Raw genomic sequence first — 23,771 nt, 5'->3', positions numbered from 1 at the left:
TCGGCGCCGCGGCCACGCAATTCGCTGCCATCTTTCAACCCGGGGGGAACCATCGCCATGCGTCGACGCGACATGTTCCGCGCGATTCTCGTCGGAGCCGGCACGCTGATTGGACTGCGGGTGGCGCAAGCCGCGGCCACCGAGGCCACGAGATTGAAGGTCGCCTATCATCTCAGTGACCTCGACAAGGTCAATTTCGTGCTGGGCAACATCAAGAATCATTACGAAGGCACCGGCGGCAATGTCGATATCGCGCTGGTCGTCCATGGTCCGGCTCTTGCCGGTTTCAAGTCGAAGGGCATATCGGCGGCGATCTCCGGTCGTTTCACCGGTCTCGTCCAGCAAGGGCTCGATCCGCATGCCTGCGCCAACACCATGCACGGCATGGATATTTCGCTCGCCGACCTGCTCGACGGTTTTCATGCGGCCGACAGTGGCGGCGTCGTCAAGCTCGCCGAACTGCAAAGCCAGGGCTATGCCTATCTCAGGCCTTGAAGCTGCATGGACTGAATGCAAGGGTAGCAAGACCAGCTAAGAACCGCGAAATCCCGGAGAAACGACAGTGCCAGCGACAACCACTCCCCTCGGGCTTGTCATTCCCGATCTCGCCGGCAAGGCGGTGCTGGTCACCGGCGCCTCGACCGGCATCGGCGCGGCACTCGCGTTGGCTTATGCGACGCAGAAATGTCTGGTCGCACTGCACTACAATTCCAGCCGTGACGCCGCCGAGAAACTTGGCAAGGCCATTCGCGACAATGGCGGCGAGGTGCTTCTCGTCCAGGGCGATTTTTCCCTGGCCGCCGACGTCGAACGCGTCGTCGAGGACAGCGCGCAGCATTTCGGCCGCCTCGACGGGCTGGTCAACAATGCCGGCGGGATGCTCGGCCGCGTGCCCTACGCCGAGCAGACAGAGGCGCATTACGACGCGGTGATGGATCTCAACGCGCGTTCGGTGCTGACCGCCTCGCGCAAGGCGATGCCGTGGCTGAAGAGACAAGGCGGCTTCATCGTCAACACCTCCTCGATCGCCGCCCGCAACGGCGCCGGCGGTGGCGCCGGGCTTTACGGCTCGGCCAAGGCTTTCGTCTCCAACGTCACGCGCGGCATGGCCAAGGAACTGATCGGCTTCGGCATTCGCGTCAACGCGGTGGCACCCGGCACCATTCTCACGCCGTTCCACGAACGCTACTCGACCGAAGAGCAGATCAGGGGCATGGTTGCCACCATTCCGCAGGGGCGCGCCGGCACGGCTGAAGATTGCGTCGGTGCTTATCTGTTCCTCTCCTCCGATCTGTTGAGCGGCTACATCACCGGCCAGGTGATCGAGGTGAATGGTGGCCAGTTGATGCCTTGAGCCGCGACCTGCATACTGACGAACGGTATACTCTTGTCGAAAACGCTGAAGGGAGACGAAGGGATGTACGGTCTGATCGGCAAGATGCGGGCGGCCCGCGGCCAGCGCGACGCTGTCATGGACGTCCTGCGCGCCAGCACCGGCGCCCTGCCCGGCTGCCTGAGCTATATCGTTGCCACCGACCCGGCCGATGCCGATGCCATCTGGGTCACAGAAGTGTGGACTGACCAGGCAAGCCACAAAGCCTCGCTGCAGCTTCCCGAAGTCCAGGCGGCCATCGCCAAAGCGAGGCCCTTCATCGCCGGCTTCGAGTTCCAGGTGGAAACCAACCCCGTCGGCGGCTTTGGATTGGCTGACGACAAGACGGGCTGATCCGGGTGGACGACTCGACGCAGATCGTAAACATTAGCGATGCGAAGGCCAATCTTTCACGTCTCGTTCAGCGAGCCGCCAACGGCGAACCTTTCATGATCGCCAAGGCTGGCAAGTCATTGGTCAAGGTCATTCCTATGGATCAATCGGTGCCGGTATAATCGCGACGGGTTGGCTTTATGGCTGGTCAGTTTTCGGTGTCCGACCGTTTCGATCGCATGAGCGGTGGAGAAATCGAGCAACTGTTCGGCACAGACATCTGAGGCGACCGCTTTTCGATGCAGCGGGGGTTCGCATCCCTTACCGCTCAGTCTAAGACCAGAACATGGATTCCTCGCCCAAGCAGCCGTCTCCTGGCCAGCCGGCCGTCGAGCGCATGGCGCGCATGCGCAAGCCTTGGCAATGGCTGGCCCTCCTCGTCATTTCCGTGCTGTTTGCCGGTGCGCTCGAACTGGCCGCGCTGCCGGCGGCGCTGCTCATCGGGCCGATGCTGGCGGCCATCGTCGCCGGCACCAACGGCGCCACCGTGCGCGTGCCGCGGCTTCTGTTCGGCTCCGCCCAGGCGATCGTCGGCTGCCTCATCGCCGCTTCGATCTCGGCCGACATTTTTCGCGTCTTCTACGCCGAATGGCCGCTGTTCCTCGGCGCAGTGACAGCCACCGTCGCGGCGTCCAGCCTGCTCGGCTGGCTGATCAGCCGGTGGCGCATCTTGCCCGGCACGACCGCCGTCTGGGGATCCTCCCCAGGCGCGGCCACCGCAATGGTGCTGATGGCCGGCGCCTTTGGCGCCGACCAGCGCCTCGTCGCCTTCATGCAGTATCTGCGTGTCATCTTCGTCTCGATGACGGCGGCCATTGTCGCCAAGATGTGGGTCGAAACGTCAGGCGTCGAAATCCCGCCGATTATCTGGTTTCCGCCGATCGATGCTCAAGCCTTAGCAGCAACCATTGGCATCGCGCTGGTCGGCGGGCTGGCGGGAAAGCTTTGCCGGCTGCCTTCGCCCTCCTTTCTGGGCACCTTCATCTTCGGCGCGTTGATCCACCTTGGCCTCGGCGTGCCGATGCAATTGCCGCCCTGGCTGCTGGCTGTCAGTTACGCCATGGTCGGATGGTCGATCGGGCTGAACTTCACCAGGCCGATCCTGCGCCATGCGACACCGGCCCTGCCGCAGATCGTCGCTTCGATCGTGGCTCTGATCGCCTTTTGCGGCGGCCTCGCCTTCATGATCAGCCATCTGCTCGGCATCGATCCGCTGACCGCCTATCTCGCGACCAGCCCCGGCGGCATGGACAGCGTCGCCATCATCGCCGCCGCCGCCCAGAACGTCGACATCTCCTTCATCATGGCGCTCCAGTCGGCGCGTTTCCTGATCGTGCTGCTTGTCGGCCCGAGCATCGCGCGGCTGGTAGCGCGCGCGGTGAAGGAATAGGCTGCTCCGCCCCGGCTGCCGGCATACTTATGGATCGATCCTAATCCTCGTCGTCGCCCTCGGCCTGCGCGTCGCGACGCCAATAGGCCGTTACCAGGTGCCGGTCGCGGCCCAGGCCCCACTCCTTGCGCACGATCTTGCGGATCTCGCGGAAGTCGGTGAACTCGCATCCGGCCCAGACGTAGAGGCTATCGGCAAGCGCCATGTGGCTGCGCTCGCGCAGGGCGGCCGCCAGCAGGCCGGCGGTGCCGGCCGCGCGGTCGTGCCGGTAAAGCCAGGTGATTTCGATGTTGTCGCCTTGCGCCAGCGCGATGCGGTCGTCCGGGCCATCGACCTCGATGAGCGCCTCGACGCGGGTTGACGGCCGCAGTTCCTCCAGAATCCGGCCAATTGCCGGCAGCGCTGTGTCGTCGCCGACCAGCAGCAGGGTCGGCGCCGTCGGCGTCTCGCCGCCGCTTGGCCCGATCATGCCGATGACGTCTCCCGCCACCGCGTTCTGCGCGAATGTGGCGGCGGGCGTGTCATAGCCGGGGTGCAGCACGAAATCGACATCGAGCCAACCGCTTGTCGGATCCACCGCCCGGATCGTGTAGATGCGCACGGTGAGCGCATCCTCACCGGCAGGCCACACAAGCAGGCCGTCGGCGCCCATCGAGGGCCAAACGGGCGGCCTGCCCCGCGGCGGCAGCAGCAGCCGGATGTGCAGGCCGCCATGAGTAAACCGGCCAAGATCATCGCCTGCAAAGCGCAGGCGCTGCATATGCGGAGAAATCCGCGTTGACGACACAACCGTGATTTCGCGGAAGAAGAGTGGGGTGCCGGTGTCGCTGCCGTCGCCTTGCCAGCGCAGTCCGCTCGTCGTTCCAAGGTGCTGCGCGACGTGGCCGGCGACCGTCATCTTCATGTAGGACAGGCAGGTTTCGTCTACGGCCGAGACGCGGATCAGCATGGAGTCGCCCTCGAGTGCCGCGCTCAGCGAACCGTAGTACAGGCGAAGTTCCCATCGATCGGCAACACCGGTCTCGACCTCGAATTCGCTGTGCTCGGTGCGCAGCCGGTCCATCACCGACCTGATCGCCGCATCGCTGATCCGGGTTTGCGCTCGCAGTTGGTCCATCGTTCGCGTCTTTCGAAACGGTTTGAAGCAATCGGCCGCAGGAGGGCCGCGCCGGCAGCGGCATGCCATAGACGTTCCGAAGTTTCCACAGAAACTTGAATACATAGGTCATCTTATATATTGAACCGCTACGTCCCGTTGGCGGCCAGGTCCGGCCTCGGCCTGTTGGAAGGGCACGCACGTCGGCGACGACGTCAGACGGAACGTGGCCCGGCACGCGCCCGACTGTCGGCATGGCTTTCGGTACGGCTTGCCTCCGGCTGGCCGCTCCTGTATGAAAACCGCCATGAACACGCGCGCCACCACCGCTTCCCGTCAGACCGGCTTTGCCGGCGAGACCGTGCGCGCGCTTGCCTCGACGCTGCTTCTTCTCGGCCTTATCGGCGATCGCCGGGTTCGCTGAAGGAGCGCCCGGCGGTCGAGCCGCCGCGCAAGCGCATGCTCCTTGGCAGTCACATCAAGCGAACGAAAAACTGGTAAAGGCGCCACTCGCCACCCATCCGCCTGAAGGCGGATTCGAGGGTCGCCGGGAGAAACGACGATGAACGCACGAGAAGAAATCCGCGTAAGCGAGGCCCCGGCGGGCCAGCAGAACGGCGGCATGCCGGACGCCGCCCGCAAGTACCAACCCTACCCAATCGTCGGCCTCACCGACCGGACCTGGCCCTCGAAAGTGATCGACAAGACGCCAATCTGGTGCTCGGTCGACCTGCGCGACGGCAACCAGGCGCTGATCGACCCGATGGGCCACGAACGCAAGGCGCGCATGTTCGCGCTGCTGCTCGACATGGGTTTCAAGGAGATCGAGATCGGTTTCCCTTCGGCCTCGCAGACCGATTTCGACTTCGCCCGCTGGTGCATCGAAGAGGGCAGCGTACCGGCCGACGTTTCGCTGCAGGTGCTGGTGCAGTGCCGGCCCGAACTGATCACCCGCACCTTCGAAGCGCTCAGAGGCGCCACCAACCCGATCGTGCATTTCTACAATTCGACCAGCGAGTTGCAGCGCCGCGTCGTCTTCGAGAAGGACGTTGCCGGCATCAAGCGCATCGCCACCGATGCCGCCAAGATGATCACCGACATGGCAGCGGGTGCCGGCGGCGGCTACCGTTTCGAATACTCGCCCGAAAGCTTCACCGGCACCGAACTCGAGGTGGCGCTGGAGATCTGCAACGCGGTCACCGAGATCGTGAAGCCGACGCCTGACAACAAACTCATCATCAACCTGCCGTCGACCGTCGAGATGTCGACGCCCAATATCTATGCCGACCGCATCGAGTGGATGTGCCGCAATCTCGACAGGCGCGAGAACCTGATCATTTCGCTGCACCCGCATAATGACCGTGGCACCGGCGTCGCCACCACCGAGCTCGGCCTGATGGCCGGCGCCGATCGCGTCGAAGGCACGCTGTTCGGCAATGGCGAGCGCACCGGCAATGTCGACATCGTCACGCTGGCGCTCAACATGTACACGCAAGGCGTCGATCCGAAGCTGGACTGCTCCGACATCAACCGGATGAAGGATGTCTACGAATATTCGAACCAGCTGAAGATTCCCGAGCGCCATCCCTATGTGGGCGAACTCGTCTACACCGCCTTTTCCGGCTCGCACCAGGATGCCATCAACAAGGGTATGAAGGCGCTGAAGAAGGCCAACACGCCAGTGTGGGAGGTTCCCTATCTGCCGATTGACCCGGCCGACGTCGGCCGCAGCTACGAAGCCATCATCCGCATCAACTCGCAGTCCGGCAAGGGCGGCATCGCCTATGTGCTGCAGGCGGATTACGGGCTCAACCTGCCGCGCAACCTGCAGATCGAGTTTAGCCAGGCAATCCAGGCGATCACCGATGCCGAAGGCAAGGAAGTGCCGGCCAGGCGCATCTATGAGCGCTTCCTCGATACCTATGTCGACCAGCCGGGCGCCAGGCTGAAATTCCTCGATCACCACACCTATCCGGACACCGAGGTAAAGGGCCGGCGCGTTGTCGAGGCGGTCATTATCGACGACGGCAAGGAGATGACGATATCAGGCACAGGCACAGGCCCGATCGACGGCTTCGTCGATGCGCTGTCGCGCCATGTCGGCGTCGATATGTCGGTGCTCGACTATTCCGAGCACTCGATGCAGCGCGGTTCGAACGCCTCGGCCATTTCCTATGTCGAGATGGAACATCCTGACGGCAAGCTGTTCGGCGCAGGCATCAACACCAACATCGTCGCTGCCTCGCTGGAGGCCGTGGTGTCCGCCGCCAACCGGATTATCGGCAAAAGAGCCGGTTGATACAGGCTTGGAACGAATTCGGGACCATCGTCGTTTAGCGATTGGTCCCGACTTTTGTGTCATTAACCACCGGGAAATTATCCGGTGTGGTACGCGATCGCATAATACGTGTATGCTTGTACGGTGGTGCGGCAACGATATGATCGCGCCTCAACCTGTGCCGACTTCGAGAGGATCGACACTTGCAGCATGCCACGCCTGCCGCCCCCGCAGTGCGCGAGACACTGGAGCGACTGCTTGCCAGCGAAACGTTCGGGAGATCCGAGCGCGCGCGCAAATTGCTTCGCTATCTCGTCGAGCGCGAGCAGGCCGGGGAAGCCGACAGGCTCAAGGGCTTTTCCATCGCCATGGATGTTTTCGGCAAGGACGGCGATTTCGATCCGTCCACCGATGCCGTCGTGCGGGTGCAGGCGGGCCGCCTGCGCGAACTGCTGCAACATTATTTCGCCAATGAAGGCATTGCCGAGCCGGTCCGCATAGCCATTCCGCGCGGCGGTTACGTCCCGGCCTACGAACTCAATGCCATCCGCCTGCCGCAAGCAGCGGAAGCCGCCAGTCACGCAGAGCCGACAGCCAGCCTGCCCGAACAGTCCGGTGCCGCCGATGATGCCGCACCCATGGCGGCCTTGCTCGGCCAGGTTCCTGCGGCGGGCCTCTCGGTGACGCGCCATCTCAGGTTCTTCTGGATCGCGATCGCCGTGGTTATCGCCATGTTGGGCGTTCTGATCCTGCGCCAGGGCGGCGGTGCCTTGCTGGCGGGAGGCGACATCCCGGCAACGTTCGAGACCGCCGGCGAAACCGGCAGCATCACGCCGTCGCCCATGGTCGAAGCGCTGCCGCTCGTCTACATCGCCCTCAGGGCCAACACTCCCAATGCCAGTCGCGTCGCCGCATCGCTGCGTGCCGGCCTGAGCAGCTTTGATACGATCGACTTCATCGGTCGCAACACCGTCAACAAAGCCGATCCGGTCGCCGATGCGACGAGTTTCATTTTCGATATCCTGCCTGGACCAGATGCGGGCGACGTTACCATCGAACTGCAAAGCTTGGCGTCCGGACGGGTGCTGTTGTCGCGCAACCTGACCGCCGCCGACAGCGCACCAACCGTAGTCGAGGATCGCATATCCGGCATTCTCAGTGCAGCACTTCCCGCTTCTGGCACCATCTACAATTACATCGAGCAGTCCGGCGCGGAGACCGGCCTGACGCAGTGCCTGCTGCTCAACGACAAGTACTATCTCGACCAGAACGCCAGGACTCACGAGACCGCCTATCGTTGCCTCGAAGCCCTTGCCAACAGTGGCGCGAAATCGTCACTGGTTTATTCGGAACTCGCCTCATTGCATTTGGAGGCCGTGACCGACCACTACGCCTACCCGCCGGACGCAACGATCGAGAAGGCGATGACGTTTGCCCATCGCGCCGTGCAGATGGGGCCGACCAGCCCGTACGCACATCGCTCCTACGGCTACATCAATTCGCGCCTCGGCAATGCCGACGAGGCCCTGCGATGGATGCGGAAGGCCCATGATCTTAACCCCTACGATCTCGCCATGGCCGCCGCCTATGGCTACGGGCTGGTTTTCGCCGGCCGGTACGCCGAAGGAACACCTCTTCTGGCGCATGCCGTGGATGCCTCGAGCGGCCACCCGACCTGGTGGGACTTTGGGCTTTTCGCCGGAGAATTAATGCTGGGCGATACCAGCAAGGCAGCGATAGCCAGCAGCGCTCTGAGAACCACTGCGGCGAAATCGCACTATCTCGCCGCCCGTCTGATCGGCGCCAAGATCGCCGGTCGGGACAACCAGGCACGCAGGCTGCTTGATGAGCTGATAACCGAATTTCCGAAATTCGCCGCCAATCCGCGCGCAACCTTCATCGACAGAAAATATCCCGCCGATCTGACCGAGCGGCTGGTCGACGCCTTGCGTGCCGCCGGGCTCTTCAACGCGAGCTAGATGTGAGCCATTCCAGGGCAGCTAGTGCCGGGTTCCCTTCCGGAGTTGCGTGAAAATGAGGACTTCAAGCGGACAGCGAGTCCATCGAATAATGAAAGGCCCAAAAGCGTTTCGCGTCGAAACGGATTCATGCGACACGCCTTAGGTCTTTTTGCTCGTGCGTGTCGTTCGCCCAAATCGAGGTCGCTTTTGGGAGCGGCATCCACCAGCAGCCGGCTCGCTGTTCGGCCAATCGCCTAATCGCGAAAATTTTACTGGCGAACGCTCTGGACTAGGAGCAATTCAGCCACATTTCCATCGCGCCTTCTCGAATAAAGCCTCAATCTTTCATGACTTCATCACTTTATGCCGACGAACGGGGTGTGGGTTCGAAGACCATCGTCCTGCTGCATGGTTTTGGCGGCAGCCACGATGTCTGGCGCGAGGTGATCTCCTTGCTGCCGCCTTCCGTACGCACATTGGCCTATGATCTGCCGGGACACGGCCTGTCGCTCGACTTTCCGTCGGCCGGACCGGCCAAGGTCGCGGCAAACGCCATCCTTGCCGACCTCTCCGCACGCGCGATCAAGCGCGTCCACCTCGTCGGCCATTCGATGGGCGGCGCGGTTGCAGCGCTGATGGCGTTGGCGGAGCCGGCAAAAGTCGCCTCGCTGACGCTCCTGGCGCCGGGCGGTTTTGGCCCCGAAATCAATGGACCGTTGTTGCGCCGCTTTGCCCGCGCGCAGGACCTGGCCGAAGTCCAGGCCTGCCTCGCCGAAATGTCCGGCCCTCGAGCCGCGCCCTCGCGTCGCATGGCCGAATTGCTGTGCGAAATGCGCGGCCGCCCCGGACAAACCGAAAAGCTCGTCGAGATCGCGGCCGCCATGACCAGGAGCGATCGACAGGGCGTCATCCCGCGCGAGCGGCTCGATGCGCTGAACATGCCGGTGATGGTGGCGTGGGGATCGGATGACGCCGTTCTACCCTTTACCCAAGTGGATGACCCGCCGGAGCGCTTCCATGTGCACCATGTGCTGGAGGCCGGCCATATGCTGGCCGAGGAAGCGCCCGACCTGATCGCCGAGATCATTCGCCGCAACAGCAATCGCCGCGTCGGGCCGCAACGGGTGAAACTGTCCGCCGCGGCCAGCTGACTTCTTCCGTCTGCGCCGCCAACGGCGACCCTTGATGCATTGATCTCGCCAGTGCATTTTGCCGGCGGCTGTGTTAACTCCATGTTAACCAAACCCGCGAGGCCACGCCCATGAAGGATGCAGGCGAAAAGATCATCGACCCGTCGAGAAAATTGTCCGATGCCATTCGCGATGTAAAGAATGCCTTTGCCGATCGCGACGACGTCGTCGTCGACATGCGCGAGGCGCATCGCATGCGGCTCGACCTTCTTGCCACCGAACTCGCGCCCGTTTTTGCCGACGTTCCCGCCGACATGGACAGTTTCGACTTCGTCGTCTCGTCCGGTCTGCAGCCGCGCCTGTGGATCGACGCCGTCAGCCATGTCGCCATGGGACGCGACCGCCGCACCTACCGTTTCCTGAAGGACACCCGCATCGGCCGTGTGGTGCTGGCCGAATCGAGCGAGATGAAGCCGGTTGCCGATTCCGTGACGCGCTATGTCGCCGAGCGGATCGTCGAACGTCAGAGAATGATGGAGGGTGGCGTCGAGGCTGCCGTTCCCGGGATGAAGCGGCACGTGGTGCCGGAAGCCGAGCCGCCTTTGCGATCGCCGCCGCGCAGCAAGGGCTGGTCGGCCGTCCTGTCCGGCCTTGGCCTGATCGCCGCAGGCGCGCTGGTGGGACTGGCGGTTTCGATCGTGCTGTTCTGGGACCGTATCGTGGCGCTGGGGCTCAGCTTGCGGCCATAGCCGGTTGCGCCCCGAGCTCGAGCGTCTGCAGATCCGAAGGTGGTATCGCCGGCCCCGTCAAGCCGCGCCGCGTCAGGCGGATGCGCCAATCGCCTTTTTCACCGTCTATGTCGAACAGATTGTACTGCGCCGCCGGAGGCTTGCCGCCGGGAGCCTGGCCGGCCGCGGCGACGCCAACCACCGGGACCTTGGCGTCGCGCGGGCCGATCTGAAACAGCGACGGCAGATGTGAATGGCCATGCAGGACGAGCTCGGCACCGTGCCGGCGAATGATTTTGTGGAAGCGGGCGATGCCGAACAGCCGCTTGTGCTGCGGGACGGCGCCCCGCACCGGCGGATGATGGATCATGATCGCACGGAACAACCCTTGCTTCGCCGTCGCATCGAGCATTTTGCGCAGCCGCTCGGCCTGGCCTTCCATGAAGAAGCCGTTGGCCATGAAAGGTGCCGTCGCACGCGCCGTGGTGATGCCGATCAACGCGACATTGCCGCGCACGCGCAGATAGGGAAACGAATTGCGATCGACCGGACTGTTGACGCCGTCGCCCGTCATCCATGCCGCCCAGGACCGGCACACCTTGTCGAAGGCGCCAGGCACATAGGCATCGTGATTTCCCGGCACCACCGACACGTCATGCGGCGAGCCGAGCGTCTCCAGCCAGTGCTTGGCCATCTCGATCTCGCCGTCGAGTGCCAGGTTGACGAGGTCCCCGGTGACCGCGAGGTGATCGGGCGCGCTGGCCTTGATATCGGCCACGATGGTGTCGATGACGGCATCGTGCATGTGCCGGCGACGGTTGCGCTGCCAGTTGACGTAGCCCAGCACCCGCTTGGAGGCGAGATCGCGATAGGTTACTTCAGGGAGTGGCCCCAAATGGATATCGGAAATATGTGCGAGCCTGAACATTTCTCCTTCATAGGCGACGCGCACGCGGCTTTCCACCCACGGTTTCGCGACTGATGACGACCGATCCCGAGAGCACTTTGCGCCAGACCGACTGGCCGGGGCTGCGAGCCAGGCTGTTCCATCTCTACTTCGTGCTGCGGCGGCCAATGACGCTTGGCGTGCGCGGGCTCATCCACGAAACGGCATCCAACTCCCTCTTCCTCATCCGCCACACCTATGTGCCGGGCTGGCAGCTTCCCGGTGGCGGAGTCGAGATCGGCGAGACGATGGCCGAAGCGCTGGCGCGCGAACTGGCGGAAGAGGGCAATATCACGCTGACCGCTCCGCCGGTGCTGCGCTCGATGCATTTCAACCGCCGCGCCAGCCGCCGCGACCATGTCGGCCTGTACCTGATCGAAAAATTCAGCCAGACAGCCCCGAAACTGCCGGACCGCGAGATCGCCGAGGCCGGTTTCTTTCCGCTCGACCGTTTGCCCCAGGGCACGACGCCGGCAACGCTGCGGCGCATCGCCGAGGTTTTTGGCGGGAAGCCGCCATCACCCTATTGGTAGTTCAGGCAGCCGCCTTGGCGAACCGTGCCCTGTCATGCCCCGCGCCGTAGTTAATTTCCGGCCCCACAGGCACTATACGCGTCGGGTTGATCATTTCGTGGCTGCCGTAATAGTGCGACTTGATATGATGGAGGTTCACCGTGCCGGCTACGCCGGGCACCTGGTAAAGGTCGCGCAGATAGTTCGACAGGTTGGGATAGTCGGCGATGCGGCGCTGATTGCATTTGAAATGGCCGACATAGACCGGGTCGAAGCGCACCAGCGTGGTGAACAGCCGCCAGTCGGCTTCGGTGATCCGCTCGCCGACGAGATAGCGCTGATTCGACAGCCGATGCTCCAGCGTGTCGAGCGCGGCGAACAACTCCCCGAACGCTTGCTCGTAGGCGGCCTGCGTGGTGGCGAAGCCAGCGCGATAGACGCCGTTGTTGATGGCAGGATAGACCAGTGCATTGACCGCGTCGATCTCGCCGCGTAGCGCCTGCGGATAGAAGTCGAGGTTGGCGTCACCCCAAGCGTCGAAAACTGAATTCAGCATCCGGATGATTTCGGAGGATTCGTTGGAGACGATGGTCTCATCCCTTTTATCCCACAGCACCGGCACCGTGACCCGGCCGGAATAGTTAGGGTCGGCCCTGGTGTAGATCTGGTGCAGGAAGTCCAGGCCATAGAGCGTGTCACCTGTGGCTCCGTCCTGCGCCAGGAACGTCCAGCCATCGGCGCCCATGAAATGATGGACGACCGACACGGAGATGATGCCTTCAAGCTTCTTCAGCGCCCGGAAGATCAGCGTTCGGTGCGCCCAGGGACAGGCAAGCGAGACATAGAGGTGATAGCGACCGGGCTCCGCCTTGAAGCCGCGGCCGCGGCCTTCGGCAGGCGCCCCGTCACGAGTGATCCAGTCGCGCCATTGCGACTGCGCCCGCACGAATTTGCCGCCGCTGCCTTTGGTGTCGTACCAGCGGTCCTGCCATTTGCCTTCGACCAGCAATCCCATCGCTTGTCCTTTCCTGTCTAGCACATCATGTAGGGCTCCAAGTCGTTGCATGGAATCGCCGGGCGCTGAACAGATCGTCAAGCACGTCGCGGCGCCCGTTGCTCTCTACCTGCAAAACCGCCGATTGCAGCGGCGGGAAATTGATGCTAGCGGACACTCCGCATGTTCGATTTTGCTTTGATCCGGTTCGACCGACGACGAAAGGCCGCCCACGCTTGATAAAGCGCTGATTGGCGAATGCTGCCGTTTGCAGCAAACCTTTCCTCCTGTACCGGAACGCAAAGACCATGAGCCTTGCCGACGTAGAATACCTGCCGGAAACTCCGGCGCATGCCCCTCAGATCGAAGCCATCAATGACGAAGCCTTCGGGCCCGGCCGTTTTGTGCTGGCCGCCTACAAGATCCGCGAGGCCGGCGGGCATGAACGCGCGCTGTCCTTCGTCGCCATGGACGGCGATCTCGTGGTCGCATCAGTTCGCATGACCCGCATCGCCGCAGGCGCCGGACGCGCGCTGATGCTCGGGCCGCTCGCGGTGCGGCCGGCCTTCAAGAATCTCGGCATCGGCCGCCGGCTGGTGGCGATCGCGCTGGAAGCGGCCGCCAAGGCCCGAGCGCCCGCCGTCATGCTGGTCGGCGACGAGCCCTATTATGGACCGCTCGGCTTCAAGCGTATCCCGCGCGGCCAGATATCGATGCCACGCCCCGTCGATCTCGACAGGCTGCTGTCGCACGAGATCATGCCGGGCGCAGTTGCAAGGCTCACGGGCGAGGTCTGCCATGCCGACCAGGCCAGGGTCGCCGAGCACTTTGCCGCGATGGCTTGACCATTCGCGCCGATTGCGCGCCTGATCCACGCCTGACTCTCATGTGAAAGGATGACGCCATGAATCCAAACGGCGAGGTCGCGGTTGTTACCGGCGGCGGCTCCGGCCTTGGCGAGGCGACGGCGCGCGCGCTGGCCGCCAGGGGCGCCCGCGTCGCCATCTTGGATGTCGGCGTCGATCGGGCGGCCAAGGTGGCGGCCGAGATCGGCGGCATCGCCGTCCAATGCGATGTCGGCAGCGCCGACAGCGGTGTTGCCGCGCTTGCCGAGGTCGCGGCCAAGCTGGGCGAACCGCGCATCCTGGTCAATTGCGCCGGCATTGCCATCGGCGTGAAGACGATCGGCAAGGATGGTCCCCATCCGCTCGATCAGTACCGCAAGGTGATCGAAGTCAATCTGATCGGCACTTTCAACATGATCCGCCTCGTCGCCGACGGCGCCGCAAAGCTCGACCCGCTGCAGGGCGGCGAGCGCGGCGTCGTCGTCAACACCGCATCCGTCGCCGCCTATGACGGCCAGATCGGCCAGGCCGCGTATTCGGCATCAAAGGGCGGGGTCGTCGGCATGACGCTGCCGGTGGCGCGCGATCTTGCCCGTTCCGGCATCCGGGTCTGCACCATCGCACCCGGCATATTCAGGACGCCGATGATGGCCGGCATGCCGCAGGAGGTGCAGGATTCGCTGGGCGCCGCGGTGCCCTTCCCCTCGCGCCTCGGCGAGCCGTCGGAATATGCGGCCCTTGCCTTGCACATCATCGAGAACCAGATGCTCAACGGCGAGACCATTCGTCTCGATGGCGCCATTCGCATGGCTCCGAAGTAGCACTTGCCAGCCTGGCGCCATCGTCTGATAAGTGGAATAGCCAAATCAACTTAGCAGGGCGAGCATTTTGGCCGATCGAACGAAGGACGTGATCCGCGAGACCGACGCCGAGGCGATCCGGCAGGCCAAGACACTCATGCGCCGCGCCCGCTTCGGCGCCTTGGCGGTGTTGGAGCCGCAAACGGGTTCGCCGCTGGCGAGTCGGGTCGGCGTCGCCACCGACATCGACGGCACGCCGCTGATCCTGGTGTCGCAGCTTTCGGCCCATACGCCCGCCATACTTGCGGACCCGCGCTGTTCGCTGCTGCTCGGCGAGCCGGGCAAGGGCGACCCGCTCGCGCATCCCCGGTTGACGCTGATCTGCCGGGCAGCGCGGATCGAGCGCGGATCGGACGCGCATGCACGCGCCGAACGCCGCTATATCAACCACAATCCGAAGGCCAGCCTCTATGCCGGCCTCGGCGACTTTTCGATCTTTCGTCTCGAACCGCAGCGCGCCAGCCTGAACGGCGGCTTCGGCAAGGCCTACCTGCTTGATCGCACCGATCTCATCACCGACGGGCCGATCGTCGAGGAACTGGCGGCCAGCGAGCAATCCGCGATCGACCACATGAATGCGGACCATCTCGACGCCGTCGCCCTCTACGCGCATCATTTTGCCCGGGCATCCGGCGACGGCTGGGTCATCGCCGGGTTCGATGCCGACGGCATGGATCTGGCCTCTGGCGACGATGCCGGCAGGGTCTTCTTTCCGCAGCCCTTGGTCACAGCGCATGAGTTGAGGCACGTCTTGGTCGACATGGCCAAGAGCGGCCGGGCGGCAACGTCGCCAAATAACCGCACTTAAATTACGTTTGATCAAAAGCAACGCTTGAGATTTGAATGAAATGTTCTACCCTTTGGCTGTGGCGCTGACTCGTTGGCGACCATTCACAACTGAGTTTATGGATTCAGGCACCATTGCCCCCATGGTGCCTCGATGAGCAAAGAGCATGGGGGATCGATGATCTCGACAAAGCTAATCGCCAACGCCGGATCGGCGGCCGAATTTCTGATGCTGATGGGCAATGAAAAACGGCTTTTGATCATGAGTTATCTGATCGACGGTGAAATGTCGGTCGGAGCCATCGCCGAGAAGGTGATGCTCAGCCAGTCCGCCCTGTCGCAGCATTTGGCAAAGTTGCGGGCGCTGGACCTTGTGGACACCCGCCGCGACCGCCAGATGATCTACTATTCCTGCAAATCCGACGCCGTGCGCGAACTGCTTGCCACGCTCGACGGCATTTTCGGCAGCGGCAAGGATGATCTGTCCCAGATGGCACAAAGGCTGCGCCGCGCCGGAACTTGAACGGCTGGTCGCGTAAACGTTTACGCCACCAGCGGCCTTCGGCAATGTGCGTCCATCCTGGGCGCGAAAATACACTTTGACACTGCATCCGCGCATCATGTTCTTGGCAACCGATTCCGATTGTCAGCCGAGGCTCAGATGACCCTTGTCCACATCGACGATCCGCGGGATCCGCGCGTCGCCGCCTATCTCGACATCCGCGAGCGTGACCTCGCCGGTCGACAGGGCCGCTTCATTGCCGAGGGCAAGGTCGTGCTCGACATGCTACTGTCGGCCGCGCGCTTCCGCGCCGAATCGGTGCTGGTTCTGGAGAACCGCTTGGCCGGCCTCGAAGAAATCCTGCACAAGGCGTCTCCTGACCTGCCGGTCTATGTCGCCGCCGGAGCTGTGATGGATGCCATTGCCGGGTTTCACATGCATCGCGGCATCCTTGCCATTGGTCGCAAGGAGACGCCCCAGCTGGCCGAGGCCCTGCTGGACGGCTTGCCTGCCCGAGCATTGATCGTGGTGCTCGTCGGCATCGCCAACCATGACAACATGGGCTCGATTTTCCGCAACGCCGCCGCGTTCGGCGCCAACGCGATCCTTTTGGATGCGACCTGCTGCGATCCGCTCTATCGCAAGGCGATCCGCGTTTCGGTCGGCGCGGCCTTGAAGGTCCCGTTCGCCTCGTTCAGCGACACCGCGCGGTTCGCCGCGACGCTCGACCGGCGTGGCTTTACCCAATTTGCGCTGTCGCCGCGCGGGACATCAGACATACGCGATGCAAAACCGGCCGAACGCCTGGCACTCTACCTCGGGACTGAGGGCCAAGGCCTGCCCGAAAGCCTGCTCGCCCGTCTCAATACTGTTCGGATCAACATGTCGGAAGGCTTCGACAGCCTGAACGTCGCGGCCACATCCGCCATCGCCCTGCATCATTTCTGCGCCGGCGGTGCCTGAATTCAATCTGCCGCAACCGCCTTCTGTAACGCCCGCACGCGGTCGGCAAGGCTGCGGCCGCCGCTGTTCGGACGCGCATCCTGCTGCGCCTCCAGCGCCTTGGCGATCGGCGACCCCGGCCCTTCGAGCTTGGCTGTCAAGTTGACGACTTCCGCCGCCAGGTCATTCATCTGTTCGCGCAACATGGAACTTGCGTGGCGTGTATCGCCCTGTGGGCCGGCGGCCTCGGCGGCGGACAGATCCGCCTTCAGCCGCTTGTTCTCGCGTACCAGTGCCGTCAGTCTGGCCTCCAGCCGCTCACGGTCGGCATCGAGCCTGGCGATCGCCTTTTCGACGTCGTCGCGCCTGTCCGCCTGTACCTGCCCGCTGATCAACCGCAAGGCCGACGCGCCGTCCTCGGCCTTCGCTTTTTCGCGCTGCCGCGCCAGATCTTTCTCGCGGCGTTCGAGCTTCTCCTCTCGGTCGGCAAGCGCGGCGAGCAACCGTTCGACTTTCTTGTCCAGTTCGGCGGTTTTTTTCCTCTCGGCCTTCAGCGCCTCACGCGCGGCCTTGCTTTCGGCCGCGATCTCCTGATTGCGCCTGTCCGCCTCCTTGCGCTGGCCGCGCAGCAGCGCGATATCGCTGGCGAGCTTCTGCAACTCGGATTCGCGCGCCACAAGTTCGATCTGGCGGCTGCTGGAGGAGAAGCTGGCGTCGTCATACATGCGTTCCAGCTTCTCAAGCTCAAGCGCGCGTTTCTCCAGTTTGCGTTCGGTCTCCTTGAGCCGCTCGGACAACCGGTGCAGTTCATCCTCGCGCTGGTGCAGCGCCGCGTTCTTGGCAGCCAGTTCATCGAGCACCTGGTTCTTGTCCATGCGCTCCATCGCCAGCCCCTTCAGGGCCTCGCGGCCGCGATTGATCTCGATGAGCTGCTCGGTCGACTTCTCGCGCAGCGCCTTGACGTTCATCTCGAGGCGGCGCGTCGCCATGGCGAACTCCGCCCGGATCCGGTCCTTGTCGGCCCCAATTTCGGCTTGCGTCAGCGGGATCGAGGCTTCGATGCGTTTGCGCGTCAGAGCGACCGCCCGCCGCCAGATGGCCGGAGCCACCATCAGCGCCAGAAAGCCGGCGCAGAGAAAGCCGAGAGCAAAGAACAGGACCGACTGAACCAAGTGACTATCCGTTATCGCGCGCCGACATGCAACAATACGAGGATCAAAAGCCGTCGCGACTTTTGACCGTTACTCTGTTGGCATGACGTAAATCAGGCGCTGCGGCAAGGGCTCGCCGCGGCGCATATGGGTCATCGGATCTGGATTCTTATCGAAGCGTATACACATTCCGGTCGTGACCTCGGGTCAGAACGGATTCCACGTCGCCCGTTCGGTAAGCTTCAGGTAGCCGAGATTGACGCCGAGCCGGGCGCCGACGCCGGTGCGGATCGGCACCAGCAGCACATTGTTGTTCTTCAGCACATTGAATCCGACGCCCGCCACCACATAGGCCGAGCCGGCGACGCCGCCATAACGGTTGTAGAGATTGCCGACGTCATCGAGATTATAGACGAGCATCATCACCCGCGATCCCTCGCCGCCGAAATCCCAGCCGAGCGACGGGCCTTGCCAGAACACTTTATGGTCGCCGGCATTCTTGGTGTAGAGTGTGCCTTCGCCATAGGTCAGGCCGCCGATCAGCGCGCCGGATCCCTCCTCGCCAAGCAGATAGCCATTGGGCAAGCCATAGGAAGCAAAAATCTTCTCCACGACTGTGGCAAGGCCGCCCGATGTCGCGCCGAAGAACTTGTGACCGGAATCGACAATCTCCTGAGCGGTGTACTCCTGGGCCCGCAGGGCCGATGTCGAGAAGACGAGAACGCCCATGAGCGTGATCGCCATTGAGAGGACACGGAGAAAACTCCGGCCGTAGAATCGGGAAAACATGCTTCCAATCTCCGTCAGGGAGCACTTTCGCCGACGCCTCGCACCCGTACGGCTCTTTAGGCGGCCGTTAAGGATGGCTGTTAGGGGCAAACTATGCCGTAATCCTTTTTCAACCATTAAACTCGCACATGAAGATGGCGGTTCGAAGGCTGTTGGGGTCGTTCATACAGGCAAGCGGCCTGCGTGAACGCGCCATAGGCCCCAACGGCGATTTTGGGTTTGTTGCTGCACGCACGGGCGCTGTGTATTCAGAAAGCTCGGGAAGAGAGCGTGATTCGCGTGGGCAGGCGTCGATCGATCGCGCGGCCATGATTTATGGGATTTTTGCAGGGATTTTCGCCGATGTCCGATCTTTTCACCCTTTCCGCACCCGATCTGGCGGCACTTTTGTGCAGCCGGGTCTGCCACGACATCATCTCGCCTGTTGGCGCGATCAACAACGGGCTTGAACTGCTCGATGAAGGCGGCGCCGACGAGGACGCCATGAAGCTGATCCGCCAGAGCGCCCGCAACGCCTCGGCGCGCCTGCAGTTCGCCCGCATCGCCTTCGGCGCGGCTGGTTCCGCCGGCATGCTGATCGACACCGGCGATGCCGAAGCCGTCGCTATCGCCTTCCTCAAGAACGAGAAGCCGGAACTCATCTGGAATGGAACCCGTGCACTGTTGCCCAAGAACAAGGTCAAGCTGCTGCTCAACCTGATCCTGGTCGCCAACGCCGCCATTCCACGCGGCGGCAAGCTTTCGGTGACGCTGGAGAATCTCGAGACCGAGCCTCGCTTCGCGCTTTCGGCGAGCGGCCCCATGTTGCGGGTGCCGCCGAAATTCCTCGAACTGCATTCCGGCCACAAGCCGGAAGAACCGATCGACGCGCATTCGGTGCAGCCTTACTATACGCTGCTTCTGGCGCGGGAGGCCAACATGACGATATCGATCCATGCGACCGCGGAAGAGATCGTGCTTTCGGCGGCCTGAGATCCGCGCAGACCAGCAGCAAAGTATTTCAGCGCTGTAATATTGGTTGAATGGACCTGCGGACGAAAGATGAACTTCGTCTGACAGCGCGGGTCAAAGCATCTGCAAGAAAAACCTTGCAAACTGGCATCTTTGCAAAAATTTTACCTAATGGCTTTTCGGCTTCTTTACCAGATCGGCCTATGCTGTGCCGCAGATACCCCGACGCGACCGGATTGCCACAAGGCAAAGAGGACCCGGAAATGAAACGCTGCATGTTCGTCGACGATTCTAGCGTCATCAGGAAAGTTGCGAAGCGCATCCTGGGCGGTTCCGACATGATGGTCATCGAAGCCGCCAGCGGGCTTGACGCGCTGGAGATGTGCGCCGCCGATATGCCTGATATCATCGTCGTCGACGGTGCACTGCCGGATGTACAGGCGGTCGACCTGATCCGGCGCGTGCGCGCCATGGAAAGCCCGACCAAGCCGCAGATCCTGATCTCGCTGGTCGAACTGGACATCGCCTCGATCATGCGAGCCAAGCGCGCCGGCGCCCAAGGCTATCTGTTGAAGCCGTTCAACCGCCCGCAGCTACTCGAGCGCTTTCGCACCCTGAAGATCGCTGCCTGATCCATCGGACCGCGGTTACCACCGGTCTATGACGCAAAAACCCGGCTGCCGCCGGGTTTTTGTCTGGAATTTCGATCGGCCGTCGCTCAGGCGCTGACGCGGATGTCTTCCGGTTCGCGCAGCACATAGCCGCGGCCCCAGACCGTCTCGATATAATTCTGGCCGCCGGACGCAGCATCGAGCTTCTTGCGCAGCTTGCAGATGAAGACGTCGATGATCTTCAGTTCCGGCTCGTCCATGCCGCCATAGAGGTGGTTGAGGAACATTTCCTTGGTGAGCGTGGTGCCCTTGCGCAGCGAGAGCAGCTCCAGCATCTGGTATTCCTTGCCGGTAAGGTGCACGCGCTGACCGCCGACTTCGACGGTCTTGGCGTCGAGATTGACCACCAGGTCGCCGGTGGTGATGACCGATTGGGCATGTCCCTTCGAACGGCGCACGATGGCATGGATGCGCGCCACCAGCTCGTCCTTGTGGAAAGGCTTGGTCATGTAATCGTCTGCGCCGAAGCCGAGGCCGCGCACCTTGTCCTCGATGCCGGCCATGCCGGAAAGGATGAGGATCGGCGTCTTCACCTTGGAGAGACGAAGCGTTCTCAAGACCTCGTAGCCGGACATATCGGGTAGGTTGAGGTCGAGAAGGATGATGTCGTAGTCGTAGAGCTTGCCCAGATCGACACCCTCTTCGCCGAGGTCGGTCGTATAGACGTTGAAGCTTTCCGATTTCAGCATCAGCTCGATGCTTTGTGCGGTTGCACTGTCATCTTCTATCAGCAGAACACGCATTTCATTCCCCTTTTCTGCTGCCGGACCATCTTGCGACCCATCCGGGACCGGAGCAGTGATTGCCTGGTGCAGAGGCTGCCATGGAATGGTTAACAAAACCTAATTCCGCGTCGATGACGGTACCAGATTTTTTAACCACTTTCTACACCCTCTTGAATTTAATAACGAATCACAGGACCAAACCGCTAATGCAACACATTAAAAACCTGGACTAAGTGACTCCAGGGACTCATCGACATCGCTTCCATGTCGCCAGCCGGATTTTTACCCGGCCTTAAGTCCTGACCCGTATGATTAACAATGCCCGTAAACGAATGGTTACCGTCGGCAAAAAACTTTAGGGTTTTGTTTCCCATAGTGCGGGGAAAGCCGGTGGACACGGGCAGCGCTTGGGCCTTTCCAAGTGGTTTGGACGATATGTGCAGGTGTGCGTTTCCGGGAGTACCGAATCATGAAGTCACGTGAAAACCTCGTTCGGCTGAAACAGTTTCAGGTGAATGAGAAGCGGCGGCAGCTGCTGCAGCTCGACATGATGATCGCCGAATTCGAACGCATGGCCGCCGAGCTGGAGCTTCAGATCAGCGCCGAGGAAAAGAAGGCCGGTATCACCGACATCAATCATTTCGCCTATCCGACCTTCGCCAAGGCGGCCCGTTTGCGCCGCGACAACCTCAGAAATTCGCAAGGCGACCTCGCCCAGCAGCGAAGCGCCGCCGAATCATTACTCGGCGAAGCTGAAGCGGAGCTTTCCAAGGCGGAAATGCTCGAATCGCGCGACACCAAGATTCGCGAGGCCGAAACTGGCGGTCGTAGCGCGATGATCGGCTGAACCGCCCGATATCCGCGTCTTTGAGCACGTCCAAGCGGGCGCGCAACGCATTGGGCGAGCGCTAAACGGCCCACTCCCCTTCATTCACGGCCGCAGCTCGCGCCCGGGCCTCCTTGATGTCGGGAACGTGTTGTTCCGACCAGGATCTGATCTGGTTGAGCAATCCCGCCAGATTCTGGCCAAGTTCGGTCAATTCATATTCGACCCGAGGCGGGACCACCGCGAACACCTCGCGCCGCACCAGGCCGTCGCGCTCGAGCACGCGCAACGTCTGCGTCAGCATCTTCGGCGTAATGCCTTCGAGCTTGCGGGCAAGCTCGCCATTGCGCTGCCGGCCTTGGCGCAGCGCACAAACAACCAGGTAAACCCACTTGCTGGCCAGCGTCTCCAGCACCGTGTGCGAGGGACAGGTCCGCCGGAATGCATCATAGCCGTAGGGGGAGTCGAGATCACTATCCATACGGTGCCTATATATCAAAAAGGTATATACTGGACAAGAGACTATTACTCTCCAAATGATAGTGGGACCGATCAATCAGGAGAAATCTTATGCGTGCCATTATCCAGAATTCCGTCGGCGGACCCGATGTCCTTGTCATCGCCGAGCGCCCGGCGCCCTCGCCCAACGCCGGCGAAGTGCTGGTCCGCATCAAGGCGGCCGGGATCAATCCGGTCGATGGCGCCGTGCGCGCCGGCTATTACCCGCTGCTCGGCGAACCACCCTTCATCCTCGGCTGGGACCTTTCGGGAACCGTCGAGGCGCTGGGGCCTGGTGTCAGCGGCCTGAATCCAGGTGACGCGGTGTTCGGCATGCCGCGCTTCCCAAAGCAGGCGGCAGCCTATGCCGAACTGGCCGCGGTGCCCGCCGATGAAATCGCGCGCAAGCCCGCGCACGCCGATTACGTCCAGGCAGGCGCATTGCCGCTGGCCGGCCTCACCGCCTGGCAAGGCCTCGTGCGTCATGGCGCGATAAAAGCCGGCCAGCGCGTGCTGGTCCACGCCGGGGCCGGCGGCGTCGGCCATCTGGCGGTGCAGGTCGCCAAGGCGGGCGGCGCCTGGGTTGCCGCCACCGCCAGCACGGAAAAATTGGATTTCGTCCACAAGCTCGGCGCCGACGAGGTCATCGACTACACCAAGGATGATTTTACCGACAAGGCGAAGGACATCGACCTGGTGCTCGAGACGGTGGGCGGCGAGCACGCCCATCAATCGTTGAAGGTGCTCAGGGACGGCGGCGTGCTGGTGTCACTGCTCGACATCAGCGACAAGACCAGGGCGGATGCCAAGGCGCGAAGCATCCGCGTCGAACGCATGTCCGTTGTTCCCGACCGCGAAGGCCTGCTGGAACTTGGCAGGCTCGTCGATGCGGGAAAGCTTACCGTGCATGTGGCAAAGACCTTCCCGCTAGAACAGGCCGGCGCCGCGCACGCTTTCCTCGCCAGCAAGCCGGTCGGCAAGGTGGTGCTGACGGTCTGAAACGCGCAAATGCTGTCAAGAAACCAAAAGGGCACGAACTTCGCGCCCTTTTGCAGATTCTTGAGCGTCAGTGCCGGTATTGCTGGATGCGCGTCGTGCGCAGCCCGGCGAGGCCGTATTCGTCGATCGAGGCCTGCCAGGACAGGAACTCCTCGGTGGTCAGCTTGTAGCGCTGGCATGCCTCCTCGAGGCTCAAAAGCCCGCCGCGCACCGCTGCAACCACTTCCGCCTTGCGCCGGATAACCCAGCGACGTGTATTCGTCGGCGGCAGATCGGCAATTGTGAGAGGGCTGCCGTCAGGCCCGATAACATATTTGACTCGCGGTCTAACCAGATCGGTCATCGTACTCTCTACAAAAAACTCAAAGACCCAATCCCCACCACGTTACCGCCACAGCTTTAAAAATTGCCTAAGCAGACCCTAAC

Annotated in this window: 26 protein-coding genes and 1 pseudogene; 19 read left to right on the top strand and 8 right to left on the bottom strand. The window is 62.5% G+C overall.

Annotated elements, in window-relative coordinates; all coding sequences use genetic code 11:
- Positions 1 to 57: 57 nt before the first annotated feature.
- The 5 genes and pseudogenes from FJ490_RS18110 to FJ490_RS18090 all read left to right on the top strand — a co-directional run bounded on the left by FJ490_RS18110 (position 58) and on the right by FJ490_RS18090 (position 3,155).
- On the top strand, positions 58 to 495 hold the full coding sequence (locus tag FJ490_RS18110) for a DsrE family protein (RefSeq protein WP_140524937.1): 438 nt from the start codon (positions 58 to 60) through the stop codon (positions 493 to 495).
- 67 nt (positions 496 to 562) lie between these two features.
- On the top strand, positions 563 to 1,354 hold the full coding sequence (locus FJ490_RS18105; RefSeq protein WP_140672479.1) for an SDR family oxidoreductase: 792 nt from the start codon (positions 563 to 565) through the stop codon (positions 1,352 to 1,354).
- Positions 1,355 to 1,417: 63 nt separating this feature from the next.
- Positions 1,418 to 1,726: a putative quinol monooxygenase gene (locus FJ490_RS18100; RefSeq protein WP_140496083.1), complete on the top strand. Its 309-nt coding sequence runs from the start codon at positions 1,418 to 1,420 to the stop codon at positions 1,724 to 1,726.
- A 5-nt stretch (positions 1,727 to 1,731) separates the two neighbouring features.
- Positions 1,732 to 1,989: pseudogene (locus FJ490_RS18095) on the top strand (type II toxin-antitoxin system prevent-host-death family antitoxin).
- Between the two features lie 62 nt (positions 1,990 to 2,051).
- Positions 2,052 to 3,155, top strand: coding sequence for an AbrB family transcriptional regulator (locus FJ490_RS18090; RefSeq protein WP_140728533.1), 1,104 nt, complete (start codon positions 2,052 to 2,054; stop codon positions 3,153 to 3,155).
- A gap of 40 nt (positions 3,156 to 3,195) precedes the next feature.
- Here FJ490_RS18090 and FJ490_RS18085 read toward each other — a convergent pair whose 3' ends face one another.
- Positions 3,196 to 4,272: a siderophore-interacting protein gene (locus tag FJ490_RS18085; RefSeq protein ID WP_140496086.1), complete on the bottom strand. Its 1,077-nt coding sequence runs from the start codon at positions 4,270 to 4,272 to the stop codon at positions 3,196 to 3,198.
- Between the two features lie 541 nt (positions 4,273 to 4,813).
- Between FJ490_RS18085 and leuA the strand changes: the two genes are divergently transcribed.
- The 4 genes from leuA (at position 4,814) to FJ490_RS18060 (ending at position 10,369) form a co-directional block, all read left to right on the top strand.
- Positions 4,814 to 6,550 (top strand): 2-isopropylmalate synthase, encoded by a 1,737-nt coding sequence (leuA, locus tag FJ490_RS18075; RefSeq protein ID WP_140631775.1) that lies wholly within the window; start codon positions 4,814 to 4,816, stop codon positions 6,548 to 6,550.
- Positions 6,551 to 6,732: 182 nt separating this feature from the next.
- A complete protein-coding gene (locus FJ490_RS18070; RefSeq protein ID WP_140728532.1) occupies positions 6,733 to 8,508 on the top strand; it encodes a hypothetical protein in 1,776 nt (591 codons plus the stop codon).
- Positions 8,509 to 8,837: 329 nt separating this feature from the next.
- The gene (locus FJ490_RS18065) at positions 8,838 to 9,641 is read left to right on the top strand and encodes an alpha/beta fold hydrolase (RefSeq protein WP_140518309.1); all 804 of its coding nucleotides are present in this window, start codon (positions 8,838 to 8,840) and stop codon (positions 9,639 to 9,641) included.
- A 110-nt stretch (positions 9,642 to 9,751) separates the two neighbouring features.
- Positions 9,752 to 10,369 (top strand): hypothetical protein, encoded by a 618-nt coding sequence (locus FJ490_RS18060; protein ID WP_140496090.1) that lies wholly within the window; start codon positions 9,752 to 9,754, stop codon positions 10,367 to 10,369.
- On the opposite strand, the gene FJ490_RS18055 is transcribed toward FJ490_RS18060, so the two are convergent.
- On the bottom strand, positions 10,353 to 11,276 hold the full coding sequence (locus tag FJ490_RS18055; RefSeq protein WP_140639857.1) for a metallophosphoesterase: 924 nt from the start codon (positions 11,274 to 11,276) through the stop codon (positions 10,353 to 10,355). The genes FJ490_RS18060 and FJ490_RS18055 overlap by 17 nt on opposite strands.
- Positions 11,277 to 11,329: 53 nt before the next feature.
- Between FJ490_RS18055 and FJ490_RS18050 the strand changes: the two genes are divergently transcribed.
- Positions 11,330 to 11,827 (top strand): NUDIX domain-containing protein, encoded by a 498-nt coding sequence (locus tag FJ490_RS18050; protein ID WP_140728531.1) that lies wholly within the window; start codon positions 11,330 to 11,332, stop codon positions 11,825 to 11,827.
- Between the two features lies 1 nt (position 11,828).
- Here FJ490_RS18050 and FJ490_RS18045 read toward each other — a convergent pair whose 3' ends face one another.
- Positions 11,829 to 12,821 carry a glutathione S-transferase family protein gene (locus FJ490_RS18045; RefSeq protein ID WP_140728530.1) on the bottom strand — a complete coding sequence of 331 codons (993 nt, stop codon included), beginning with the start codon at positions 12,819 to 12,821 and terminating at the stop codon, positions 11,829 to 11,831.
- Positions 12,822 to 13,108: 287 nt separating this feature from the next.
- Between FJ490_RS18045 and FJ490_RS18040 the strand changes: the two genes are divergently transcribed.
- From FJ490_RS18040 to FJ490_RS18020, 5 genes are all read left to right on the top strand, one after another.
- Positions 13,109 to 13,645, top strand: a complete 537-nt coding sequence (locus FJ490_RS18040) for an N-acetyltransferase (RefSeq protein WP_140728529.1) — start codon at positions 13,109 to 13,111, stop codon at positions 13,643 to 13,645.
- A gap of 59 nt (positions 13,646 to 13,704) precedes the next feature.
- Entirely contained in the window at positions 13,705 to 14,466 is a 762-nt protein-coding gene (locus tag FJ490_RS18035; RefSeq protein WP_140556150.1) for a 3-hydroxyacyl-CoA dehydrogenase, read from the top strand.
- Positions 14,467 to 14,533: 67 nt separating this feature from the next.
- Positions 14,534 to 15,313, top strand: a complete 780-nt coding sequence (locus tag FJ490_RS18030; protein ID WP_140728528.1) for a HugZ family protein — start codon at positions 14,534 to 14,536, stop codon at positions 15,311 to 15,313.
- A 156-nt stretch (positions 15,314 to 15,469) separates the two neighbouring features.
- On the top strand, positions 15,470 to 15,814 hold the full coding sequence (locus FJ490_RS18025; protein WP_140496438.1) for a metalloregulator ArsR/SmtB family transcription factor: 345 nt from the start codon (positions 15,470 to 15,472) through the stop codon (positions 15,812 to 15,814).
- A gap of 138 nt (positions 15,815 to 15,952) precedes the next feature.
- Entirely contained in the window at positions 15,953 to 16,756 is an 804-nt protein-coding gene (locus FJ490_RS18020) for an RNA methyltransferase (protein ID WP_140728527.1), read from the top strand.
- Positions 16,757 to 16,758: 2 nt separating this feature from the next.
- Here FJ490_RS18020 and FJ490_RS18015 read toward each other — a convergent pair whose 3' ends face one another.
- Together FJ490_RS18015 and FJ490_RS18010 are read right to left on the bottom strand one after the other, a co-directional pair.
- Positions 16,759 to 17,907 carry a hypothetical protein gene (locus FJ490_RS18015; protein WP_140582212.1) on the bottom strand — a complete coding sequence of 383 codons (1,149 nt, stop codon included), beginning with the start codon at positions 17,905 to 17,907 and terminating at the stop codon, positions 16,759 to 16,761.
- Between the two features lie 186 nt (positions 17,908 to 18,093).
- Entirely contained in the window at positions 18,094 to 18,630 is a 537-nt protein-coding gene (locus FJ490_RS18010) for an EipA family protein (RefSeq protein ID WP_224518884.1), read from the bottom strand.
- Positions 18,631 to 19,017: 387 nt separating this feature from the next.
- Between FJ490_RS18010 and FJ490_RS18005 the strand changes: the two genes are divergently transcribed.
- Positions 19,018 to 19,647 (top strand): histidine phosphotransferase family protein, encoded by a 630-nt coding sequence (locus tag FJ490_RS18005; protein ID WP_140564027.1) that lies wholly within the window; start codon positions 19,018 to 19,020, stop codon positions 19,645 to 19,647.
- 242 nt (positions 19,648 to 19,889) lie between these two features.
- Positions 19,890 to 20,258: a response regulator gene (locus FJ490_RS18000; protein ID WP_140496100.1), complete on the top strand. Its 369-nt coding sequence runs from the start codon at positions 19,890 to 19,892 to the stop codon at positions 20,256 to 20,258.
- A gap of 86 nt (positions 20,259 to 20,344) precedes the next feature.
- On the opposite strand, the gene ctrA is transcribed toward FJ490_RS18000, so the two are convergent.
- Positions 20,345 to 21,040: a cell cycle two-component system response regulator CtrA gene (gene ctrA, locus FJ490_RS17995; protein ID WP_006203583.1), complete on the bottom strand. Its 696-nt coding sequence runs from the start codon at positions 21,038 to 21,040 to the stop codon at positions 20,345 to 20,347.
- Positions 21,041 to 21,491: 451 nt separating this feature from the next.
- Between ctrA and FJ490_RS17990 the strand changes: the two genes are divergently transcribed.
- Positions 21,492 to 21,869, top strand: a complete 378-nt coding sequence (locus tag FJ490_RS17990) for a flagellar export protein FliJ (protein WP_140496101.1) — start codon at positions 21,492 to 21,494, stop codon at positions 21,867 to 21,869.
- A 61-nt stretch (positions 21,870 to 21,930) separates the two neighbouring features.
- Here FJ490_RS17990 and FJ490_RS17985 read toward each other — a convergent pair whose 3' ends face one another.
- Positions 21,931 to 22,329, bottom strand: a complete 399-nt coding sequence (locus FJ490_RS17985) for a helix-turn-helix domain-containing protein (protein WP_140496102.1) — start codon at positions 22,327 to 22,329, stop codon at positions 21,931 to 21,933.
- Positions 22,330 to 22,418: 89 nt separating this feature from the next.
- On the opposite strand from FJ490_RS17985, the gene FJ490_RS17980 reads away from it, so the two are divergent.
- Positions 22,419 to 23,345: an NADP-dependent oxidoreductase gene (locus tag FJ490_RS17980; RefSeq protein ID WP_140518054.1), complete on the top strand. Its 927-nt coding sequence runs from the start codon at positions 22,419 to 22,421 to the stop codon at positions 23,343 to 23,345.
- 67 nt (positions 23,346 to 23,412) lie between these two features.
- Here the strand turns inward: FJ490_RS17980 and FJ490_RS17975 are convergent, their stop codons facing one another.
- A complete protein-coding gene (locus tag FJ490_RS17975; RefSeq protein WP_006203587.1) occupies positions 23,413 to 23,688 on the bottom strand; it encodes a DUF1153 domain-containing protein in 276 nt (91 codons plus the stop codon).
- Positions 23,689 to 23,771 lie beyond the last annotated feature (83 nt).

The sequence above is a fragment of the Mesorhizobium sp. B2-5-11 genome, assembly GCF_006440835.1.
Classification (GTDB): domain Bacteria; phylum Pseudomonadota; class Alphaproteobacteria; order Rhizobiales; family Rhizobiaceae; genus Mesorhizobium.
Note: the sequence above shows the minus strand (reverse complement) of the source record. Positions and strands in the feature narration are given on the sequence as shown.

Bases quoted from the DNA above. Each gene is read 5' to 3' on its own strand.
- FJ490_RS18110 (WP_140524937.1), top strand. From the start codon at position 58: ATGCGTCGACGCGACATGTTCCGCGCGATTCTCGTCGGAGCCGGCACG.
- FJ490_RS18100 (WP_140496083.1), top strand. From the start codon at position 1,418: ATGTACGGTCTGATCGGCAAGATGCGGGCGGCCCGCGGCCAGCGCGAC.
- FJ490_RS18090 (WP_140728533.1), top strand. From the start codon at position 2,052: ATGGATTCCTCGCCCAAGCAGCCGTCTCCTGGCCAGCCGGCCGTCGAG.
- FJ490_RS18085 (WP_140496086.1), bottom strand. From the start codon at position 4,272: ATGGACCAACTGCGAGCGCAAACCCGGATCAGCGATGCGGCGATCAGG.
- leuA (WP_140631775.1), top strand. From the start codon at position 4,814: ATGAACGCACGAGAAGAAATCCGCGTAAGCGAGGCCCCGGCGGGCCAG.
- FJ490_RS18065 (WP_140518309.1), top strand. From the start codon at position 8,838: ATGACTTCATCACTTTATGCCGACGAACGGGGTGTGGGTTCGAAGACC.
- FJ490_RS18060 (WP_140496090.1), top strand. From the start codon at position 9,752: ATGAAGGATGCAGGCGAAAAGATCATCGACCCGTCGAGAAAATTGTCC.
- FJ490_RS18055 (WP_140639857.1), bottom strand. From the start codon at position 11,276: ATGTTCAGGCTCGCACATATTTCCGATATCCATTTGGGGCCACTCCCT.
- FJ490_RS18050 (WP_140728531.1), top strand. From the start codon at position 11,330: ATGACGACCGATCCCGAGAGCACTTTGCGCCAGACCGACTGGCCGGGG.
- FJ490_RS18045 (WP_140728530.1), bottom strand. From the start codon at position 12,821: ATGGGATTGCTGGTCGAAGGCAAATGGCAGGACCGCTGGTACGACACC.
- FJ490_RS18040 (WP_140728529.1), top strand. From the start codon at position 13,109: ATGAGCCTTGCCGACGTAGAATACCTGCCGGAAACTCCGGCGCATGCC.
- FJ490_RS18035 (WP_140556150.1), top strand. From the start codon at position 13,705: ATGAATCCAAACGGCGAGGTCGCGGTTGTTACCGGCGGCGGCTCCGGC.
- FJ490_RS18025 (WP_140496438.1), top strand. From the start codon at position 15,470: ATGATCTCGACAAAGCTAATCGCCAACGCCGGATCGGCGGCCGAATTT.
- FJ490_RS18020 (WP_140728527.1), top strand. From the start codon at position 15,953: ATGACCCTTGTCCACATCGACGATCCGCGGGATCCGCGCGTCGCCGCC.
- FJ490_RS18010 (WP_224518884.1), bottom strand. From the start codon at position 18,630: ATGGCGATCACGCTCATGGGCGTTCTCGTCTTCTCGACATCGGCCCTG.
- FJ490_RS18005 (WP_140564027.1), top strand. From the start codon at position 19,018: ATGTCCGATCTTTTCACCCTTTCCGCACCCGATCTGGCGGCACTTTTG.
- FJ490_RS18000 (WP_140496100.1), top strand. From the start codon at position 19,890: ATGAAACGCTGCATGTTCGTCGACGATTCTAGCGTCATCAGGAAAGTT.
- ctrA (WP_006203583.1), bottom strand. From the start codon at position 21,040: ATGCGTGTTCTGCTGATAGAAGATGACAGTGCAACCGCACAAAGCATC.
- FJ490_RS17990 (WP_140496101.1), top strand. From the start codon at position 21,492: ATGAAGTCACGTGAAAACCTCGTTCGGCTGAAACAGTTTCAGGTGAAT.
- FJ490_RS17985 (WP_140496102.1), bottom strand. From the start codon at position 22,329: ATGGATAGTGATCTCGACTCCCCCTACGGCTATGATGCATTCCGGCGG.
- FJ490_RS17980 (WP_140518054.1), top strand. From the start codon at position 22,419: ATGCGTGCCATTATCCAGAATTCCGTCGGCGGACCCGATGTCCTTGTC.
- FJ490_RS17975 (WP_006203587.1), bottom strand. From the start codon at position 23,688: ATGACCGATCTGGTTAGACCGCGAGTCAAATATGTTATCGGGCCTGAC.